At 47.3% G+C, this 1,339-nt stretch carries 1 protein-coding gene; it reads left to right on the top strand.

Annotation, left to right across the window (positions count from 1 at the left end; genetic code table 11):
• Positions 1-156: 156 nt before the first annotated feature.
• A complete protein-coding gene (locus tag ACCD05_RS31685; RefSeq protein ID WP_413397621.1) occupies positions 157-1,275 on the top strand; it encodes a hypothetical protein in 1,119 nt (372 codons plus the stop codon).
• Positions 1,276-1,339 lie beyond the last annotated feature (64 nt).

The raw sequence follows: 1,339 nt of genomic DNA, 5'->3' as shown, positions 1-1,339 counted from the left end.
GGCATGGGTGGGGAGGGTGGGGAAAATTTGTTTGTGGAGATGTGGGATAAGAAACGTCGACATTTCTTTTCATCGATATGCAAACTTGCGTTTAATATCGTTGATTTTGCAACCTGAGAGAATCGTGGTCTTCTTACTGTCGAGGGAGATTTTATTATGACCGCAGAAATCGCGATATTAAACAAACTGGCCGTAGCACTGGCGACAGATAGTGCGGTGACTATATCGGCGGGTAAACAAGAACAAAAGATATATGACAGCGCCGATAAACTATTCGATTTATCTCCTGCCAACCCAATTGGTATAATGATTTATAATGGCATGCAATTTATGCAGGCACCCCTTCCATTGTTAATCTCTGAATACCGTCACGAGTGTCGAGAGTTTGCTACGGTAAGAGATGCTGCTCAAGATTTTTTGCGTTTCCTTAACGATTGGGCGGCCGGGAGCCCAGCACAAGTCACGCGTCATGCGCTCGCATCGATTATCGGCCCCGCTCTTGAGATCATCCAGAATAATATTTCCAGTAAAATAAATGAAATAGTGCGGGAGGGCATTACCGACGATATCGGTGATCGCGTAGAGCAGGCGGTAGATACGATCATCGGGAATATCGAGCGCAATATTGAAAATGCTGACAAGAGCCAGTTTGTGGGTGGTGGTGCACCGAGGATAACGAAAGCGCGGAAAGAGATTATTAGGTCGATTGTGGCTGATTTCTGGGAAGGCGGCGATGACGACCTGATTGATCGACTGACCAAATTGGCTATCGGCCTTTTGCTAGTAAGAGTTCCATCGCCCAACTATACAGGGATCGTCATAGCAGGGTTCGGAAGCACAGAAAAATTCCCGTCGCTCATCTCTTTTAAGATCGACGGCGTTGTTTTCGACAGGTTGAAATTTATTGAAACGGATTTCGTTGACATCGATCGTGCCGGTGATAAGGCGCGAGTTATCCCGTTTGCTCAAAGCGAGATGGTCGAGCGATTTCTCTTCGGGCTAGATTCGACGATCCAACGAGACATGGAGCGGTTCGTCAAAGAGACCGTGCCAGAAATTCGGACTCACATTCTTTCGCAACTTGACATGTCGGACGAGGATAAAAAATCATTAACGAAGAAAGCGCGTGCAGCAGAACGCGCATTTATTGACGGCCTAAAATCGGAGATGTTCGAGGAAATTCGTTCCTCGTACCGATCCGAGATTGAGGGTATGGTTGAGTTCATGCCAAAGCCGGAATTGGCAAAGATGGCTGAGGCGTTAATTAGGGCGTAGACTCATAACGACCTGATCCAGATGCGGGTGGCGAGTAGTTTTACGGCCGCTAGGAAGTTTTGGG

Source organism: Rhizobium sp. Rhizsp42, assembly GCF_047304155.1.
Lineage (GTDB): Bacteria > Pseudomonadota > Alphaproteobacteria > Rhizobiales > Rhizobiaceae > Rhizobium.
Note: the sequence above shows the minus strand (reverse complement) of the source record. Positions and strands in the feature narration are given on the sequence as shown.